This window comes from Pedobacter sp. 05T44 (assembly GCF_056395985.1).
Map to the genome: position 1 here is coordinate 51,230 of NZ_JBFTKO010000002.1, position 16,806 is coordinate 68,035.

The window sequence follows — 16,806 nt, forward strand, 5'->3', positions numbered from 1 at the left end:
TGTTCCGAAATCTACTTCACTTAAATGGATATATTGATATAAAGTAAGTACAGTATTTATTTGAGTTTATAATAATGTTTATCAATATCTTATGTTATTTATGTCATGTTCTGATTGAATCTTAGGTGCGAAAAATTTCCTGGTTTTTCCTGCTGTTGAGACGCAAATAGAAAAAAAAGAGCAAGCCTCTTGTAAATTACACCTTAAAACCGCACCCATTTTATCTTCATCAATCCGGGGCATTAATAAAAATCAATTTTCCCAGCTGTTAAGGGTATTTATCGTTTCGTGGGCTATTTCTTCCAAAGCTTCGGTGGTTAGAAATGCCTGATGTGGTGTAATCAGTACATTAGGCATCCTCATCAGTTCCGACAATAGCGGATCCCTGACCTGGTCTGCTTCATGATCTTCAAAAAATAAGCCATGCTCATTTTCATACACGTCAAGGCCTAAATAGCCGATTTTACCTCTTTTCAGCGCATCCAGGGCGTCTGTTGTTTTGATCAAACCTCCGCGTGCGGTATTGATGATCATCACTCCTGTTTTCATTTTTTCAATGCTCGTGCAGTCAATAATTTGTTTGGTCTGTTCATTTAACGGGATATGGAGGGAAATGACGTCAGCATTTTTATACAGAGCATCCAGGTCAACCATCTCAATGTCGGGTAAATTCTGCCCGGGGAGGATATCATATCCGATAATTTTGCACCCAAGTCCCTTGAAAATTGGTATTGCCGCCTTGCCGATGTGTCCCAGGCCAATCAAGCCTACTGTTTTTCCGTAGAAATTAAAGCCAATTAAGTTATTCAGGCTAAAGTTAAAATGTTGACATTGTTGGCTTGCCTGCACCAGATGACGGCTTAATGCAAGGGCAAGGGCGGCAGCATGTTCAGCAATCGCCTGGGGTGAGTAGGCCGGTATGTTTGCGATCTTTATTCCATATTTTTCTGCGGTGACCCTGTCAATATGATCTATTCCAACAGATCTGGTGGCAATGTACCTTATCCCTAAAGCTGCCAGCTTGTGAATAACAGGTGCGGTGACGTTATCATTGGTGAAGACGACCACTGCATCTGCCCCCTCGGCAAATGAGGTGGTTTCCGTACTCAATGTCCGTGTGGTAAAAACAAGGTCATGCCTTTGGTTATTGGCATGTAGCATCAGGGATTTCTCAACGGATTTTGTGCTGTAAAAAATTGCTTTCATGATTGGAAAAATTAAATGTATTGAGTTTGATAATTCAGGTGAATGAATTGTATCGCTATTTCTTCCTGAAAACCAGTAATGGAAGCTTGGAAACGGAAGAAAATTCAGCAGAAATACTGGATAAAAAGATTTTTTCAAAAATTGTTCTCCTTTGATTGCTGAACATAATTAATATTGACGGTTTGATGCTTTTTATATTTTTGTTGATGTTTGCGATCAATGTTTTTTCATAATCGAGGGTGTCGAAAACTGCACTAATGTGGTGTTTATTGAGTTTTTGGGTTAAAGTGTTGAAGGTCCGGGTGTCGGCAAGGTAATCCAGTGGGGTTTTAAGGTGCAACAGGGTCACTTTTGCATCGATCGAGGTGCTGAAGCTTGTTACTTTCTTTAGCTCATCGTCAAGATCAAACAAATCTGATGCGTAGCAGATACTGAGGATTTCGGTTCTTTTGTAGAATGGAGGAACAGCGATGACTGGAACTTCAGATTTTTTGATCAGGGTGGCTGTATTGGATCCAAGCAATCGACTGGTTTTGCCATTTCCATTCCTGCTGATGCAAATGTAATCGAAACTGTTTTCCTTCGCGAAGGTCATGATATTGTGGTCAGGATTTGCTCCCTGTTTTGCAACGCAATGCAAAGGTTCTGTGAAGGATAGCCTAAGCGATTTATATACACCGGCTATAAACCTGCGCAGTTTCTTGTTGATTTTCGCAAATTCGCTGTTTTCAAAGGAATTGAAAACCCTCTCACTCCATCTGCTTGGTCTTGGGACCAGGTAGGAATGGAAAAATGTGATCTGGCAGTCACTTTGCATGGCAAGTTGCATGGCAAAACGCAATGCCCCCTTTGAGTTTGTGGAGAAATCTGTTGTCACAAGAATCTTTTTCATCATCTGTAATTATGTGGTATGCAGTTCAAACCTAACTTGATTTTCTGGATCAGCCGGTGATCACCATCAGCGGTTCCGGTGATCTTTGTCATGTATTTTTTTTTATGGATTATGAAACTTTGAGCTGGAAATAAGCCTCATCTTAATATAAAATATCATGAAAACTACCTATCTCAATAATGACGCTGCACAATACTGGTGGCTGATGTTTTGTTCCGGAGTATTATTTATAGGACTGGGAATCTGGATGCTTGCCGCCCCAGTCTCGTCTTATCTTTCCCTAAGCCTGTTGTTTGCCTTCGGGATGATTTTTGCCGGGATTTTTGAAGTGACCTTTTCGGTAAGTAACCACAAAAGGCTTCATGGCTGGGGCTGGACTTTGAGTGGGGGGCTGATTGACATTTTCCTTGGAGGCTATCTTTTAAATCTTCCGTTACTGACCATGGTGATCATGCCGGTAATCATTGGCTTATGGATGCTCCTTAGGGGATTTATGGCCATAAGCAGTTCTATTGAACTTCGTGCCTATGGAGTACTGGACTGGGCCTGGCTTTTGCTGACAGGTATCCTGATTGTCGTTTTGTCGGTATTGATTATTGCAGATCCTCTTTTTGGCGCCATCAACATTGTCGTTTGGACCGCTTTCGCGTTCTTATTGTCGGGAATATTCAGAATACTGTTATCCCTGCAGCTCAGGAGTCTGGCCAGAAATCTCTATTGAATCTTCCTTGCTCCAGGAATCATTGACAACCGGTAAATATTAAAATACAGCTGACATGAGCAAATCCGAGATCGTCTTTCTTGACGGACCGCAATCCAGGTGGAAAGAGTTTATCTTCACCTTAAAAACCATGAGGGAGTTTATTCGCGGATTCAGGAAGCTTCATTTTCTGGGGCCCTGTATTACCGTATTTGGATCTGCCCGTTTCAAAGAAGGACATCCTTATTATGAGCTGACCAGAAAGGCTGGGGCAGCATTTGCGTCACTTGGTTTTACGATCCTTACAGGTGGCGGCCCGGGTTTGATGGAGGCAGCAAACAGAGGAGCCAAAGATGTTAACGGCCGTTCAGTGGGCTGCAATATCGAACTTCCTTCCGAGCAGAAACCAAATCAATATCTGGATAAATGGGTTTACATCAATCATTTTTTTATCAGGAAGGTTTTGCTGGTGAAATATTCCTTTGCTTTTGTGGTTATGCCGGGAGGCTTTGGCACTCTGGATGAATTCTTTGAAGCGCTGACCCTGATCCAGACCCGTAAGATCAGTAATTTCCCGATCATCATCTTTGGCAAAGAATTTCACCAGGAACTGATCGCTTATATATTGCGTTTGCAAAAGGAGGGAACCGTGACAAGGGGAGACACAGAACTGTTTCTGGTTACCGACAGTATTGAGGAAGCTGTTGATTTAATTCGGGAAAAAAGCATCAAACAATATGGGTTAAAACCCAGACAGAAACCACATCCTTTTCAATGGCTTTTTGAGCATAGCTAGCAGGCCTCCTCCAGTGCCGATAATCATGCTTAAAGATGATGATTGTCACTATTTAAATTGCTGTTACTTAGCATCTTTGAAGCGTAATCGGGTATTTGAACACAAAATTGTAATCCCATGAAAAAGATCTTAATCCCAACTGATTTTTCCAGCTCAGCTAAAAATGCGGCCAATTATGCAATGCATCTTGCAAAACAGATGAAAGCCAATGTCAAATTGTGTAACGTGGTCATGGTTCCCCTGGAAGTTCCCTTGGCAGCACATGTTTCAGCCCCGTTAATCACATTTGAGAGTCTGGAGTATGAAGTTGAGCAGGAGTTGAAACGTTATGTCAAAAAACTAAAGGAAAGAGATGAGCAGGAAACAGCTCCCGACAGCTTCCACCCTTTGATTGAATATGCCGTGGGCATAGGCAGCGTGGCAGATGCGGTAACAAATTTTGCAGCCGACCGTGAAATAAGTCTAACGGTCATGGGCATGTCCGGGGCAGGAGGAATAGGGAAATTTCTAATAGGAAGCAGCAGCAGGGCGATGGTTGAGGCCACTAAAACGCCTCTTCTGCTGATTCCCGATGAGGCCAGATTTTTGGGCATCCGTAAGATTGCCTTTGCAACAGACCTGAGTAAAACCGATATCGGCATCATCCACACGTTAGCCGGCTTTGCACGGATGTTTAATGCTGAAATTCTGATTGTCCATATCAGCGAGAAAGTTCCTGATGAGGGTATTGAGCAGCGGAATAAAATAAATGTATTCTTAAATGAGGTGACCAACAAAGTCAATTATCATAAGATTTATTATCAGCACGTGCTGGATTCGGAGGTGGACAATGGTTTAGACTGGCTGGCCGAATATGGCCAGATGCAGGTGCTGGCCATGGTCCATCGTCAACACAACGTGCTTCATAAACTGTTCAGGGGCAGCTATACCCAAAGACTCAAAAAGAGAATCTCTATCCCCTTAATGGTATTTCCCCCTGATTGCGGAAACAAACCGCTATAGCAGTTTTCTATCCTGTATCTATTTATTTTTTGTAATATGAAAAAGATCTTAATTCCAACAGATTTCTCGGTTCCGGCCGAAAACGCTGCGCGCTACGGCCTGGAACTTGCCAAAGGCCTCAAAGCAGATGTATTGCTTTGCAATGCGATTAAAGTACCTGCGGACGCACCTATGGCCGCGCAGGTCGCATGGCCTTTAATGGACTATGCCGATTTAAAAAGGGAAGTTACCGGCGATCTGGATGAAATGGTTAAAATGCTGACCGATTTGTCCTGCTCCCCTGAAGAGGAGCATTGCCCTGACTTGAGCTATGAGGCAAGTGCAGGAACGGTTTGTGAAGTGGTCTCATCCCTGGTTAAGCACAGAAAAATAGACCTGGTGGTGATGGGGATAGCTGGTGCGGGTGGGCTTACCCAGTTCCTGCTGGGGAGCAATAGTAAGGAGATGATTGAAAAGGCGGAAAGCCCCGTGTTATTTGTGCCTTTTGAGGCGAGTTTTAAAAAGCTTCGCAAAATCGCTTTCGCGACGGATTTCGGAGAACAGGATATCGTTTCACTGCAATTTATCGCAGAACTTGCACAGGCATTTGAAGCGCAGATCACCATTGTTCATATTACCGATAAGGAGGTGACTCCCGATGGTAAACTGCAAAATAAGATAGATGCCTTCCTGGATCGTGCGGCCTTGACTATAAATTATCCTCATATTAAGTTTGAATATGTCTGGAACATAGACATTGACAATGGACTGGAATGGCTTGCCGAACAGGAGCATATGGATATGATCGCCCTATGTCATCGCCGCCATAGCTTGCTTCAACGAATCTTCAGGGGGAGCCATACACAGAAGTTTTCCAGACATACTAAAATTCCACTGTTGGTATTTTCACAGAAACAGTAATTAACAGGGGGGCTTACCACTGAGTTCATCTGTGATCAGCATCAATGCATCAGCTGACGACCGTCATACTTGCTCCAGTCTCAGCTGCTTAAATTTGATAACCAAATCATTCAATTATGCAGACCGCGGTAAAACTAGCTACACGCTTGAATAATTATCATTCTTCAGCTAACAGCTGGGCTCAAGACCTTGAGTTTTTTAAGGTTGAAGGTGTTTTCTTCCGCCGTTTACTGGCTGCCTATTTCGTACGCTTGTCTGGAGCCCGATTTACTCAACAACTCAGTGCGTTAGAAACTGAACTCGGGGAAATAGAAAATAACCGTTATGAACTGGATAGACTGCTTAGTGAACACCTCAGTCAGATAGAATTGATCTCAGAGGATACGATCCTGGAAAACCCTCAGGACCTGGAAGCAATGCACATCCGGCTGGGACGGCTGATAACCGAGTTGACCCATAAATTCCGCCATACCAAAAGAGTACTTTTCGCGCTTGTGGAAGAAGTCGTTAAAGATGATGAATTATTTGAATTGTAATGCTTAACCTTTCATACATTAAATAATAGCCACATGAGCACATTATTGCTTTTTGATCAGCATGTATTCTCCCTTCACCTAGCCCTTAGAGATATCTTATTAAGTGTTTACCGGAAAACTACCGGTGAGTAAATTCATAATTAAATTCTATCATGATGAACTACATCAAAAAATTTAGTGAGATCGGCATTAATGATATTGCCGAGGTTGGCGGAAAGAACGCCTCTCTGGGAGAAATGTTCAGTCATTTAACACCAAAAGGTATATTAATACCTAAGGGGTTTGCCGTTACTGCTGCTGCCTATAAATATTTTGTCAGCTGCAATGGTTTTGAACTCCCACTTGCTGCGCTGATGAAAGAACTGGACAGACAGGGGTATACCAACCTGGCAGAAATTGGAAAGCAGGCCAGGAACCTGTTGATGTCCGGCAGAATGACCAATGACCTTGGAATGTCGATAATCGGAGCTTACGATGCGATGTTTGATGATGGTGTACAGGAGGTTGCCGTGCGCAGCAGCGCGACGGCAGAAGACTTACCTGAGGCGAGCTTTGCAGGTCTTCATGAGTCCTATTTAAACGTTCGCGGAAGCTATGCCCTGTTATATGCGGTCAAGCAATGTTTTGCATCTTTATACACCGACAGGGCAATAAAATACAGGGAGGATAAAGGCTTTGATCATCATAAAGTATTTCTTTCTGTTGGGATACAGGAGATGATCCGCTCAGATATTGGGTGTTCAGGTGTTGGTTTCACTTTGGAGCCGGAATCCGGATTTAAAGAGGTGGTACATATTGCAGGCGTTTGGGGTCTGGGTGAAAATATCGTTCAGGGAACAGTTACACCTGATGAGTTCCTGGTTTTTAAACCTACCCTTGAGCAGGGTTTTAAGGCAATTATTCAAAAAAACATGGGCAGTAAGAACCAGATGATGGTTTACGCGGATCAGGAGGATGAAGTAAATGCAACGATCAATAAGCTGACTCCCCTGGAGCTGCAAAATAAGTTTGTCCTGGAGGATCAGGAAATCGAAAAGTTAGCGAAATGGGCCATCATTATTGAAAGACATTATCAGAAGGCTATGGATTTTGAATGGGCAAAAGATGGTTTCGGCCAGCAACTTTACATCATTCAGGCACGCCCGGAGACCGTACATTCACAGAAAAAGAGACTGCAGCTGACCTCTTACCATTTAGCTCAAAAGGGGATCCTTGTGTGCACCGGAGAGGCAATTGGTAGCCGTATTGTGTCCGGCCCGGCGAGAATTCTGAGTTCTCCCCTGCAGGCGGCAAAACTTAATCCGGGAGATATTTTAGTGACAGATACCACTAGTCCTGACTGGGATCCGATCCTGAAGAAAGTAGCAGGAATGGTAACCAACAGGGGCGGAAGGACCAGTCATGCGGCAATTATTGCTAGGGAGTTGGGAGCAGCTGCAATAGTGGGCGCTACAAATGCCACTACTACGATTACTGACGGGGAGATTATTACCCTGAATTGTGCTGATGGCAAGACAGGATTTGTTTATCAGGGTAAAGCAGAATGGACCGAATCTGTAACTGACCTTGAGGATATCCGAATTCCGCAAACACCAAAGGTACAGTTGATTGTCGCAGATCCGGAACGGGCGTTCGAGCTGTCTTTTTACCCCAATGATGGTGTGGGTTTGCTTAGAATGGAGTTTATCATCAGCAATCTGATAAAGATTCATCCGATGGCCCTTGTGCATCCTGAAAAGATAAGCAATGAAAAGGATAGGGCAGATATGGAACTGATTACGCTGCAGCACCCTGATAAAAAAGCATTTTTTGTGGATAAGCTTTCCAAAGGAGTGGCCACAATTGCCGCTGCTTTTTTTCCGAAGGAAGTCATTGTGAGGATGAGTGACTTTAAGTCCAATGAGTACGCAGGTCTTATTGCCGGCCAGGACTTTGAACCGGTTGAAGAGAATCCGATGATTGGCTTCCGCGGTGCTTCCAGGTATTACCATGGGCGTTACCGTGAAGGATTTCAACTGGAATGTGAAGCCATGCGGATGGTACGAAATGAAATGGGTTTTACCAATGTGAAATTAATGATTCCTTTTTGCCGTACTGTGGAAGAAGGGAGGAAAGTGATCGACCTGATGAAAGAATTTGGCCTGATACAAGGAGACCATGGTCTTGAAGTCTTTGTAATGGCAGAGATACCGGCCAATGTGCTGATGGCCGAGGAATTTGCTGCAATATTTGATGGTTTCTCCATTGGGTCAAATGATTTAACCCAATTGACTTTAGGGATTGATAGGGATTCTGCTCTGGTAGCTGACCTGTTCGATGAACAAAATGCTGCAGTTCAGTTGCTAATTGCCCAGATGATTAACCAGGGTAAAATATGCGGCAGGAAAGTAGGAATTTGTGGTCAGGCGCCCAGTGATTCTGCGTCTTTTGCGCGTTTGCTGGTCAGACATGGTATTGACAGCATTTCGTTTAATGCCGATGCACTCATCGCCGGGATAGCCAATATAAATGGAGTATTTTCCCCGCAGCTCAGTCCTTCACCTTCATGATGCCCAGGTAGGTGGGTTCTGCATGTTCATTTGCCGATCGGCTGAGTCCGGCTGACAGACGAGGATTTCTAGCTGATTTGCAAGTGCCGGTTCAACATATTTAAGACACGCCAGCCTTGCAGCCGGCATCCCTGATCATGCAATATAGACGTTCTACGTCTGTCAAATGACATAGTTCAGTTCCAGGGTTTAATGTAGCAGCCGTCCCGCAGGCGACACCGTATTGCGCGGATTCAACCATGTTTTTCTGTTTATAAAGTCCCATGATGACTCCCGCCAGCATACTGTCACCAGCACCAACGGTGCTTTGCACCTTAACTTGCGGAGGAAAAATTCTAACTTTGGTATCACCGGTGACCAGCATTGCGCCATCGGGGCCAAGGGAGGTAATGATCACTTCACATTTATATTTGCCGATAAGTGTTTTAGATGCCTGTTCCACCTGCGTTATACTAAGTGTTTCTTCGTTTACCAATGAGGCCAGTTCCTTCAGATTTGGCTTGATCAGAAAAACACCGGCCTGCAGTGCATACCTGAGTGCCTGACCGGAAGTGTCGACAATAAGTTTTGCTTTTTTTGCCCTGGTGATTTCAGCGAGTTTGCCGAAGATGGTTGCCGGAACGCCGGCAGGGAGGCTTCCACTGACAATCAGGTACTGGAAGTCTGCTGATTGCTCAATTGCTTTCAGGCAACGATTGCATTCGGCAGCGCTGACCATGGCTCCGGGCATCCCAAAACGGTATTGCTTTTGGGTGCTTTCTTCTTTGATCACCAGATTTTCCCTCGTCAGGCTGATCGTTTGGATAGGAACGGTTGTTATGTTTTCCTTGCACAGCATCTGGGTGAAAAATCTCCCGGGATAACCGCCTGCCAAATAGATGGCTGTTGCATTTCCGCCAAGTCTTTTGATTGCTCTGGCAACATTTATTCCACCTCCCCCTGGCTCATAAACGGGAGTAGAACAGCTCAATTTCTTTTCCGGAATCAATGTGGCTACCGATGCGCTCTTATCAATGGCAGGAGAGAAGGTCAGGGTGATGATCTTATTATCAGGCATAATTGTAATCGCTTAGTAATTGCTTTAGCTGGATCCGTCCCAGATGAATTCTTGTTTTTACGGTTCCTATCGGAACTCCTGTCTGACTGGCAATTTCACAATACTTGTAGCCAAGGCTGAAGAGCTTAATTGGAAGATAGAGTTTTTGCGAAAGTTTTTTCATCGCCTGACTAATGTCCTGCTGGATGAATCTACTCTCACCCATATTTTGGGAGGACGCCCGATGGAGAGCAGATGCGCTGATCTCTTCAATAAAATTGAATGTTGCCTGTTTCAGGAGGTTTTTTTTGTAGTTGTTACGATAGGTATTTCTCATGATTACAAATAGCCATGCCTTCAGACTGGTCCCGTTCTGAAATTGCTGATAATATCGCAGGGCTTTAATCAAAGTATCCTGAACCAGATCGTTGATGGTTTGGTGGTCTGAAGTAAACTGCCGGGCAAATTTCCGTAGTGAAGAAATTTCTTTAGTCAGTTGCCCGCTGAATGCTGAACTGCTTTGAATGGCTATTGGCTGCATGGTATGATTGGGTTTAATGAATGTAAATTTCAGGTTCCGGAATTTTATATCCCATGAGTTGACGCACATTAAATCGTGATTTAAATCATCCGATCAGGTGCCCGCAGTCATGGGTGTTGAAAAAAAATCAACCCATCTTTACCTTGTCTAATTGATATGGTCATGAATGAAATAATCCTTCAATCGCTTGGGGCTGCCCAGACAGTCACCGGCTCAAAACATTTACTGAAAACTCCAGAGCTGACAATACTTGTAGATTGCGGACTGTTCCAGGGTGTCAAATCATTACGTGAACAAAACTGGACTGCCTTGGGTATCGAAGCCTGGGAAATTGATCTGATCATTCTGACCCACGCGCACCTTGATCATTGCGGATATATCCCACTGCTGGTAAGACAGGGCTTTAAGGGAGAAATTTATATGACAGCGCCTACCAGCGAGCTGACACAGCTCATTCTCCTTGATAGTGCCAAAATACAGCAGGAGGATGCAGAAAATGCCAATAAGCACCATTATACAAAACATCATCCGGCCAAACCGCTTTATACGGTTGAAGATGCAAAAGCATCATTCAGATTTTTTACGGTTCGGGATCCCAATATTTTTGTCCGTTTAAGCGACCACATCCATTTTCAGTTTAAAACCTGCGGTCATATTCTGGGTGCCTGTTCGGTCGAATTGAACTGCTTTGGAAAGAAAATCATCTTTTCGGGTGATATCGGACGCCCGCAAAGCGCGATCCTCAATCCACCGGATTATTTTACCGAGGCAGACTATATTGTTATGGAATCCACATACGGAGACCGGCTTCACGGAACGAATGACCCTTGCCAGGAGCTCGCGGCAATAATCAACGATACCATTGCCCGCAAAGGCAATGTGCTGATCCCAAGTTTTGCAGTCGGCCGGGCACAGGAACTGATCTACCTGTTGAATAGTTTAAAGAAACAGGGAAAAATTCCTTTAAACCTGCCCATAATCATGGATAGCCCGATGGCTGCAGCTGCCACAGGTATTTCATTAACTTATGCAGAGGATTACATGAAGATTGGCAGAGCAGAATTTCAACAGATGAACAACCACATCACCATCAATCAGGATTACAGCAATACTGTAGGCTTCATTAAGGATAAAAGCAGTAAAATAGTGATTGCTGCCAGTGGCATGTTAACCGGTGGAAGAGTCCTGCAATATCTGGAACATTACCTTGAAGACAACAGAAATACCATTCTGATCATTGGTTTTCAGGCCGAAGGAACACGCGGGCGTGCTTTGTTGAACCATACGCATGAAGTTAAAATTCATGGAAAGTATTATCCTGTTAAGGCCAGGGTGCAGGAGCTGGAGGGATTATCCGCGCACGCAGATCAATCCGAACTGATGGCCTGGATCAGAAAATTCAAAAAAGCACCTGCACAGATTATGCTGGTTCATGGGGAGCCTTGTGCTCAGGAAGCCTTGAGGGTTAAAATCCAGACCGAACTGAGTATTCCGGTGAAAGTTATGACCCCGAATGAAGATGTATTGCTATTTAGCTGTGACCATTTTGTGGTTACAGCTGCCCATGATTCCAAAAATTAAAGATTTACGCATCGCTCAAGGAGTATTTGCCGATATCTTATTGGAATTAACTGGGGTCGTTTTTTGCAATTCCTCAGGCGATATCAATCTGTTTTTCCAGGTAGACATCCTGTATGGCATTCAGCAGTTCAACACCTTCCGGGAATGGTCTTTGAAAGGCTTTTCTGCCAGCAATAACCCCGGTTCCGCCTGCCCGCTTGTTGATCACTGCGGTTCGAAGTGCGTCTTTGAAATCGTCTTTGCCATTTGAGGGGCCTCCAGAGTTGATCAATCCGATTCGTCCTGAGTAACAATTCAAAACCTGATAGCGGCAAAGATCAATTGGGTGGGCTGTACACAGCTGGCTGTACATTTCTTTGGTATATTTACCGAAAGTCTTACCATAACGGTTAAGGGCTTCATAGCCCCCGTTGTTTTCAGGCAGCTTCTGTTTGATCAGATCAGCCTGCAGGCTGACCCCAAGATAGTTGGCCTGTCCGGTCAGATCAGCCGAAGTATGGTAATCCACCTCATCCTCCACGAAGTTCTCGTTTCGCAAGTAACACCATAATATGGTTGCCATACCCAGTTCATGAGCCTGCTCAAAAGCATTGGACACTGCGATAAGCTGCCGGGAAAACTCTTTGGATCCAAAATAGATGGTGGCTCCGATGCCAACAGCCCCGGTATTCCATGCGTTTTTTACGGAGGCATACATGATCTGGTCATGCTTATTGGGACAGCTCAGCAATTCGTTGTGATTGATCTTTGCGATCATCGGGATTTTGTGGGCGTATTTCCTTCCTATAATGGCAAGGTTACCCACGGTAGTTGCCACTGCATTGCAGCCACCTTCAATGGCCAGCCTGACAATGTTTTCCGGATCAAAATACATCCGGTTTGCACTGAATGAGGCGCCAGCACTGTGCTCTATACCCTGATCTACCGGTAATATGGACAGGTACCCTGTGCCGGAAAGCCTCCCTGAATTATAAATGGTTTCAAGACTTCGTAGTGTCTGATTGCTCCTTGCCGAGGCGAGAAGAATCCGATCTATATAATCTGGCCCGGGAAGATTTAGGGTTTGCTTAGTAACGGCTTGGCACTGGTAAGTAAAAAGATTTTCATCGGTTCCAACCAGATCAGTGATTTGACGGTAATTCATGGCGGTATAGTTTGTGATTCATTTGATTTTTGAAGGCAGCACCATTAAAGGTAAAACCAATTTTTTAGCTAACTTTTGCGTTTGACTACCGGTTAGAATTTCATTAATGAAATTGCGGTCCCGGTGCACAATACTCAGCAGTCCGTTTTTGCCATTTTTCCTGCAAAGCTTTTCTAAACCTTTTACAATCGAATGGTCGACCACCGATTGGAAGGAGATCTTGGGATAATGACATTCTTTTACAAGTGCAGTGCGGAACTGGTCCTTTTTAAGATCTTTTTCCAGACATGGGCTTTCGTTACGAACATTCATCAGAATGATTTCCGCCTGCAAACTCGCCGCAAATTCTGCCAGTCGGTTAAGTGCAGGAATTTCCGCAATATTTAAATCGGTGGCAAAGGCGATCCATTTGATCTTACCTACATTTTCTTCGGGTGATACCAATAACAGCGGTACTGAGCCAGCATCCACCATGTATCTGGTGTGATTGCCTAGCAACAAGTGCCTCAGGCCGCTGCTGGCATGGGTTCCCATGATGATCAGGTCTATCTGTCTTTTCGAGATCACATCGTCAATCTCTTCGGTAAGCACACCTGTTTGACACAAGTAACTGACAGGAGGATGAAATCCTTTACTATGATCCTGGTGCTCCAGTTGCTTTTTTAATCTTTTGAGCCCCTCAATGCTTTCTTCTTCAATCCGGCTGTATTGTTCGATAGGAAGTAGTATAGATTCGTACTGAGGGATTTCGGCAGGTACGTTAACCACATTGCAAAGGATCACTTCAGCTTCCAGCATTTTTGCAAAGTCATATCCAAATGCTACCGCATGGTTGGCCGTAGCGGAAAAATCAGTCAGCAATAATAATGTTTTCATAATCGGTATATTGATAAGCAAAGACAATTCTGTTAAGCAAATTTCAGGGAAAAGGAACACCCGGGAGGTGATCATGGTCATCAAGCAGGATGATATTAAACATGATATTTTTGCTCTTTGTTAATGTTGTCAGTAATCACTTGCTTAAATCAGTATGATCAACCCCAGTGCCGCAGCTCCCATGATGATAAAGGTCATCCATAAAAGGATTTTAGACAACCTGCCACTTTTATATTCCCCCATGATTGCATCACTGGCGGCAATTTTTATAATTAAAAAAAGCAGGGGAACGGCTGCAATCCCGTTTATAACTGCAGTGTAAATAAGCGCTTTTACAGGATCAATGCCGATGAAGTTCATGGTTAATCCGATCAGGGTAGAGATGATGATAATGCCATAGAATCCGGGGGCCTTGTTTACTTTTAGATTCAGGCTGGCCTTCCAGTTGAATGCTTCTGATACTGCGTAGGCAGCTGAACCTGATAACACCGGAACTGCCAATAATCCCAGGCCAATGATCCCCACTGAAAATATTAATTTAGATAAATAACCGGCATTTGGAAAGGAGTCAACCAGTGGTTCTAATGCCCTGGCAGCATCAGCGGCGTTTTTAATGTCTCTCACACCACTGTTGTGTAAAACTGTTGCAGCCACCAGCAGTATGCACCAGGTCGTAAATTCAGAAATGATCATTCCTATGGTATTGTCCTTTCGCATCGCATGAATCAGGTTCCAGCTTATTTTGTGTTTTTCATTTCTTATTCTTCCATTTTCATGCACTTCCTCAACTTCCTGTGAAGCCTCCCAAAAGAACATATAGGGGGTAATTGTTGTACCAAATACGCCGGTAATGATGAACAGGAATGAAAAGTTGAATTCAAAGTGTGGAATTACTGTGGCCCAGAGTACCGTCTGCCATGGCTGATCAATGATAAAAACGGTAACAGGGTAGGCCAGCAGGGTGAGCGCAAGCCATTTTAATATCCTGGAATAGACATGGTAACTGGTATAGATTTCAAGTAGTAGAATGGTTCCTGTAAAGGTGAAGGTGAGCACGACAAATGGTAAGGGGATAAGCAGTTGTGCTGCGGCTGCCATTGCACCGATATCCGCCCCGATGTTAATGGTATTGGCTACCACCACCAGGCCCACCATAAAATAAAGCACCGGGCGGCTGTAGTGCTGTCTGACAACAGCTGCTATTCCCTTACCCGTAACCAGTCCGATACGGGCACATGATTCCTGCACAGCGGTCATGAATGGCAGCATATACAATGCTGTCCAGAGCTGACCGTAACCAAATTGCGCCCCTGTCTGCGCATATGTAGCAATGCCAGATGGGTCGTCATCCGCTGCACCAGTGGTTAACCCGGGACCAAGTACGCTGAGCCATTTCCATCTTTTCTTTAATTTGTTTTTATTCATATACGATTCGCTCATTACATTCTGGTAACAATCTTGCTCACGAGTTATGCGATAAAAATACCTGTTGTTAGTTTTGGGAAACGTGACCAATATCATTTCTATTTATGATGTTGTCCGGAAAAAACTGTGTTTATTTTACTTATGATGCTTTTAATTTGTTTATCCCGTGGTTTTTTATTTGTAACGGCGCATTATACGTATGACATGAAATCGGAAATAGTCATAAAACAAGCTAATTGTTAAGAGTGTAATAGGCAATAGAAAAGCATTAAATTGATGCCGCATGAATAAAAAGGTGCCTATGATTCCGCCAAAGAGAAAAGCGGTAATGATAACTGTTCTTAGGAAGATACGCCGCTTTAATCTTATTGCTAGTTTCAATCGCTGGCTTACAGCCGTTGCGAGGTCTGTTCCCAGATCTGTGAACATTCCGGTGAGATGGGTGGTTCTGACCACTGACCCCGAAATCACCGAGACCAGGGCGTTCTGCATACCCATAGCAAATAATAAACTTCCGGCAAAATATTCTTTTTGGTGCATTGAGCCATTATAAGTATGCCCCGAGATGGTAACAGTTGCTAATATCAGTATAATGATGACTATTGGGAGTGAGTACGCCGATGGCTTTTCCTTTCCGACAGTTTCTATGCATATGCCGGATGTAAATGCCCCTGTTATAAATAAAAATAACCAGAGGGCAACAATCCCGGCCTGTCTAAAATGTGTTTCCACAAGATTAACAGCAAATAATGCTGCATGCCCAGTGACATTTGTTGTTAACACATTGAACGCAAGAAAGCCGGCACCATTTATAAATCCTGCATTGATGCATAGCAATACTGCAAGCCTGAGGTTATGTCTAAAACTTCGCTTTTGTCCTGTATGTCTCAGCATTTCTTTTGAAATTCATTAACGTTTATAGCCTTAATAACCTTTTTAGCATCTTATTTCCTATTAGAGCATCTCAGGAGTTTTTCAATCTCCTGTATCCAGATTTTCCGACCCTGAGTGCTGATGATTCCCTAGGATTTAAATTCTTTCAACAGCCTGATTAGGTTTTCTTTGGCAATCCCTGCTAACCCACAAGATCTCTTCTGGATATATTGATTATATTTTGCTCTCCATAAAAAAGGCCGATTTCGATTTTTTCCTGAAAACTATAATCATCTTTCTAGCAGGAAAAAATTATTCAAATACATAATGCTTACAAAGTTAGCATAAAATGGGAAAACAGCTCCGTCGAGTACTTGTCAAGTCCATTGGGGAGAGTTTCTCTATCCTGATTTCCAATTTGCTGAAGCATTCAGATACAGGCAGACCATGTACTGCTGCTGCCCTGGGAATATTCAGTATCAAAGCCTCCATCTGTGCATAATTTTGCATACCCGAGATTTGGTAAATCAAGGCCTCTACCATTTCATTTATTGTCAATTTCATATTAATGGAACTAATCATTTTTTGATGTTCATTTTAAGGTAATTGCTGAAGTTGCTTAAATAGCTGATAATTGGAGGGAATATTCACTTCATTTCCATGTTAGGTTACCAGTTCCCGCTTGTTTTTCTCTACAGAGACCCGTAAAAGTAATTGATATAATAGTTGCATAATCTTGCAGAATATTG

The 16,806-nt window shown here is 43.6% G+C and carries 15 protein-coding genes; 7 read left to right on the forward strand and 8 right to left on the reverse strand.

The annotated features are described in order from the left end of the window. Positions 1-252 precede the first annotated feature (252 nt). Both AC1DDK_RS05025 and AC1DDK_RS05030 read right to left on the reverse strand, forming a co-directional pair. Positions 253-1,206, reverse strand: coding sequence for an NAD(P)-dependent oxidoreductase (locus AC1DDK_RS05025; RefSeq protein ID WP_172659919.1), 954 nt, complete (start codon positions 1,204-1,206; stop codon positions 253-255). A 55-nt stretch (positions 1,207-1,261) separates the two neighbouring features. Then, on the reverse strand, positions 1,262-2,101 hold the full coding sequence (locus tag AC1DDK_RS05030; RefSeq protein WP_216854321.1) for a universal stress protein: 840 nt from the start codon (positions 2,099-2,101) through the stop codon (positions 1,262-1,264). 154 nt (positions 2,102-2,255) lie between these two features. Between AC1DDK_RS05030 and AC1DDK_RS05035 the strand changes: the two genes are divergently transcribed. The 6 genes from AC1DDK_RS05035 to ppsA all read left to right on the forward strand — a co-directional run bounded on the left by AC1DDK_RS05035 (position 2,256) and on the right by ppsA (position 8,581). Further along, entirely contained in the window at positions 2,256-2,819 is a 564-nt protein-coding gene (locus AC1DDK_RS05035) for an HdeD family acid-resistance protein (protein ID WP_337716635.1), read from the forward strand. A 55-nt stretch (positions 2,820-2,874) separates the two neighbouring features. Next, entirely contained in the window at positions 2,875-3,594 is a 720-nt protein-coding gene (locus tag AC1DDK_RS05040) for an LOG family protein (protein ID WP_337716637.1), read from the forward strand. Between the two features lie 117 nt (positions 3,595-3,711). Further along, complete coding sequence (locus tag AC1DDK_RS05045) at positions 3,712-4,596, forward strand: universal stress protein (RefSeq protein ID WP_337716639.1); 885 nt, start codon at positions 3,712-3,714, stop codon at positions 4,594-4,596. A gap of 36 nt (positions 4,597-4,632) precedes the next feature. Continuing rightward, positions 4,633-5,496 carry a universal stress protein gene (locus AC1DDK_RS05050; RefSeq protein ID WP_172659924.1) on the forward strand — a complete coding sequence of 288 codons (864 nt, stop codon included), beginning with the start codon at positions 4,633-4,635 and terminating at the stop codon, positions 5,494-5,496. A gap of 116 nt (positions 5,497-5,612) precedes the next feature. After that, positions 5,613-6,032 carry a hypothetical protein gene (locus AC1DDK_RS05055; RefSeq protein ID WP_477611801.1) on the forward strand — a complete coding sequence of 140 codons (420 nt, stop codon included), beginning with the start codon at positions 5,613-5,615 and terminating at the stop codon, positions 6,030-6,032. A 152-nt stretch (positions 6,033-6,184) separates the two neighbouring features. Beyond that, entirely contained in the window at positions 6,185-8,581 is a 2,397-nt protein-coding gene (ppsA, locus tag AC1DDK_RS05060) for a phosphoenolpyruvate synthase (protein ID WP_337716641.1), read from the forward strand. Positions 8,582-8,681: 100 nt separating this feature from the next. On the opposite strand, the gene AC1DDK_RS05065 is transcribed toward ppsA, so the two are convergent. Together AC1DDK_RS05065 and AC1DDK_RS05070 are read right to left on the reverse strand one after the other, a co-directional pair. Further along, positions 8,682-9,638, reverse strand: a complete 957-nt coding sequence (locus tag AC1DDK_RS05065) for a 1-phosphofructokinase family hexose kinase (protein WP_172659927.1) — start codon at positions 9,636-9,638, stop codon at positions 8,682-8,684. Beyond that, entirely contained in the window at positions 9,631-10,227 is a 597-nt protein-coding gene (locus AC1DDK_RS05070; RefSeq protein WP_172659928.1) for an RNA polymerase sigma factor, read from the reverse strand. Before AC1DDK_RS05070 ends, AC1DDK_RS05065 begins: the two co-directional genes overlap by 8 nt. 93 nt (positions 10,228-10,320) lie before the next feature. On the opposite strand from AC1DDK_RS05070, the gene AC1DDK_RS05075 reads away from it, so the two are divergent. Further along, positions 10,321-11,739 carry an MBL fold metallo-hydrolase RNA specificity domain-containing protein gene (locus tag AC1DDK_RS05075; protein WP_172659929.1) on the forward strand — a complete coding sequence of 473 codons (1,419 nt, stop codon included), beginning with the start codon at positions 10,321-10,323 and terminating at the stop codon, positions 11,737-11,739. Positions 11,740-11,812: 73 nt separating this feature from the next. Here the strand turns inward: AC1DDK_RS05075 and AC1DDK_RS05080 are convergent, their stop codons facing one another. From AC1DDK_RS05080 to AC1DDK_RS05095, 4 genes are all read right to left on the reverse strand, one after another. After that, entirely contained in the window at positions 11,813-12,883 is a 1,071-nt protein-coding gene (locus AC1DDK_RS05080) for a class I fructose-bisphosphate aldolase (RefSeq protein WP_172659930.1), read from the reverse strand. A gap of 18 nt (positions 12,884-12,901) precedes the next feature. Beyond that, complete coding sequence (locus tag AC1DDK_RS05085; protein WP_337716643.1) at positions 12,902-13,759, reverse strand: universal stress protein; 858 nt, start codon at positions 13,757-13,759, stop codon at positions 12,902-12,904. A 144-nt stretch (positions 13,760-13,903) separates the two neighbouring features. After that, the gene (locus tag AC1DDK_RS05090; RefSeq protein ID WP_172659932.1) at positions 13,904-15,199 is read right to left on the reverse strand and encodes an NRAMP family divalent metal transporter; all 1,296 of its coding nucleotides are present in this window, start codon (positions 15,197-15,199) and stop codon (positions 13,904-13,906) included. 159 nt (positions 15,200-15,358) lie between these two features. After that, positions 15,359-16,078, reverse strand: a complete 720-nt coding sequence (locus AC1DDK_RS05095; protein WP_172659933.1) for a YoaK family protein — start codon at positions 16,076-16,078, stop codon at positions 15,359-15,361. Positions 16,079-16,806 lie beyond the last annotated feature (728 nt).

Bases quoted from the DNA above. Each gene is read 5' to 3' on its own strand.
- AC1DDK_RS05080 (WP_172659930.1), bottom strand. From the start codon at position 12,883: ATGAATTACCGTCAAATCACTGATCTGGTTGGAACCGATGAAAATCTT.
- AC1DDK_RS05090 (WP_172659932.1), bottom strand. From the start codon at position 15,199: ATGAGCGAATCGTATATGAATAAAAACAAATTAAAGAAAAGATGGAAA.
- AC1DDK_RS05040 (WP_337716637.1), top strand. From the start codon at position 2,875: ATGAGCAAATCCGAGATCGTCTTTCTTGACGGACCGCAATCCAGGTGG.
- AC1DDK_RS05070 (WP_172659928.1), bottom strand. From the start codon at position 10,227: ATGTGCGTCAACTCATGGGATATAAAATTCCGGAACCTGAAATTTACA.
- ppsA (WP_337716641.1), top strand. From the start codon at position 6,185: ATGATGAACTACATCAAAAAATTTAGTGAGATCGGCATTAATGATATT.
- AC1DDK_RS05035 (WP_337716635.1), top strand. From the start codon at position 2,256: ATGAAAACTACCTATCTCAATAATGACGCTGCACAATACTGGTGGCTG.
- AC1DDK_RS05075 (WP_172659929.1), top strand. From the start codon at position 10,321: ATGAATGAAATAATCCTTCAATCGCTTGGGGCTGCCCAGACAGTCACC.
- AC1DDK_RS05050 (WP_172659924.1), top strand. From the start codon at position 4,633: ATGAAAAAGATCTTAATTCCAACAGATTTCTCGGTTCCGGCCGAAAAC.
- AC1DDK_RS05085 (WP_337716643.1), bottom strand. From the start codon at position 13,759: ATGAAAACATTATTATTGCTGACTGATTTTTCCGCTACGGCCAACCAT.
- AC1DDK_RS05025 (WP_172659919.1), bottom strand. From the start codon at position 1,206: ATGAAAGCAATTTTTTACAGCACAAAATCCGTTGAGAAATCCCTGATG.
- AC1DDK_RS05065 (WP_172659927.1), bottom strand. From the start codon at position 9,638: ATGCCTGATAATAAGATCATCACCCTGACCTTCTCTCCTGCCATTGAT.
- AC1DDK_RS05045 (WP_337716639.1), top strand. From the start codon at position 3,712: ATGAAAAAGATCTTAATCCCAACTGATTTTTCCAGCTCAGCTAAAAAT.
- AC1DDK_RS05095 (WP_172659933.1), bottom strand. From the start codon at position 16,078: ATGCTGAGACATACAGGACAAAAGCGAAGTTTTAGACATAACCTCAGG.
- AC1DDK_RS05055 (WP_477611801.1), top strand. From the start codon at position 5,613: ATGCAGACCGCGGTAAAACTAGCTACACGCTTGAATAATTATCATTCT.
- AC1DDK_RS05030 (WP_216854321.1), bottom strand. From the start codon at position 2,101: ATGATGAAAAAGATTCTTGTGACAACAGATTTCTCCACAAACTCAAAG.